General features: G+C 55.4%; 1 protein-coding gene. It reads right to left on the reverse strand.

What is annotated here, in order from left to right; all coding sequences use genetic code 11:
• Nucleotides 1–94: 94 nt before the first annotated feature.
• Nucleotides 95–1,066 carry a tyrosine-type recombinase/integrase gene (locus tag H7C18_RS34765; RefSeq protein ID WP_185133716.1) on the reverse strand — a complete coding sequence of 324 codons (972 nt, stop codon included), beginning with the start codon at nt 1,064–1,066 and terminating at the stop codon, nt 95–97.
• Nucleotides 1,067–1,111 lie beyond the last annotated feature (45 nt).

A 1,111-nucleotide genomic window follows, 5' to 3' on the forward strand; every position in this document is an offset into this window, starting at 1 on the left:
GTCGCACAATAGCGATAGTCGGACATTTTTGTCTCTTATTCTAACATATGCTGGTAATCGTGTCACCCGGTTCGGAGAGGCCCGTTTCAAAGTTTTACGTGACTTTCGAATAGCTGGGGAACAGCTCGATTAAACTATCCGCCACGTAATCGGGGGCGGATTTTTTCATTTGATCGACCGTGTGAAGGTAACGTTGGGTCGTGGTGATCTGCGTATGGCCAAGCGACTCTTGTACCTGCTGAAGCGTCGCGCCGCCCAGCAAGGCCAGCGTGGCGTTCGTATGCCGCAGCCAGTGGGCGGTGACCGCCTTGTCGAAGCCGCATCTGGCCCGGGCCGCTTCCATGATGCGGGCCACTTGTCTGGACGTAATCGGAAATAATCTGGACTGTGGGTGGAAGTCCCGTTCCGTCAGGCTCGAACGGTAACTTTTCAAGATGCCCCATAACGAGTCGGGGATTTTGACGCTCCGTTCTTTCCCCCCTTTGCCGTTGCGAATGAGCAGCCAGACTCCTTCTCCGTTGATGTCTTCATAAAAATCCCCCCACTTTACGCCTGTTACTTCGGATACGCGCAGGCCGGTCAACGCGAGCATCAATCCGAGAGAATAGTTTCGGGCCCCTTGCGTCCGGAGAACATCGATCAGTTGCCCCAATTCTTTCTTGGTGAGGTATCGATTGCGGGAGGTGATTTCGCTCTTGGGCAACCGCACCGAAGTGGTCGGATTGCGGGGCAGAAGGGCGATGTTCGGATCGTTGGCCCATCGGTAAAGAGAGCGAAGCGCCGCGAGCTGCACCGCTGTCGAAGCCGGCGAGAGCCTGGAGCTTGAAGCGGAAGTGCGACCAAGCAAATCATTCTTGAAATGCTCGATGTCCATCCACGAGGCTTCCTTCAACCGGCGGGGGTACAGAAACGCTCGAAAGCGTTGAATCCCCAGACGATAATTGCGAAGCGTGTGCGGAGATCGGTCCTGGAACGAAGCCAGGAACAAGGTGACGATCATATCGTCGTTCTCCATGGCGGCGAGGGGGAATGGCGGACTGATCGTCCTGAGGGCTAAGTCCTTCATGCGGTTGACCTCCTTGGAAATGTCTGACTATCGCTATTGTGCGAC

It is taken from the genome of Cohnella zeiphila (assembly GCF_014212055.1).
In the GTDB taxonomy this organism is placed as follows: Bacteria; Bacillota; Bacilli; order Paenibacillales; family Paenibacillaceae; genus Cohnella; species Cohnella zeiphila.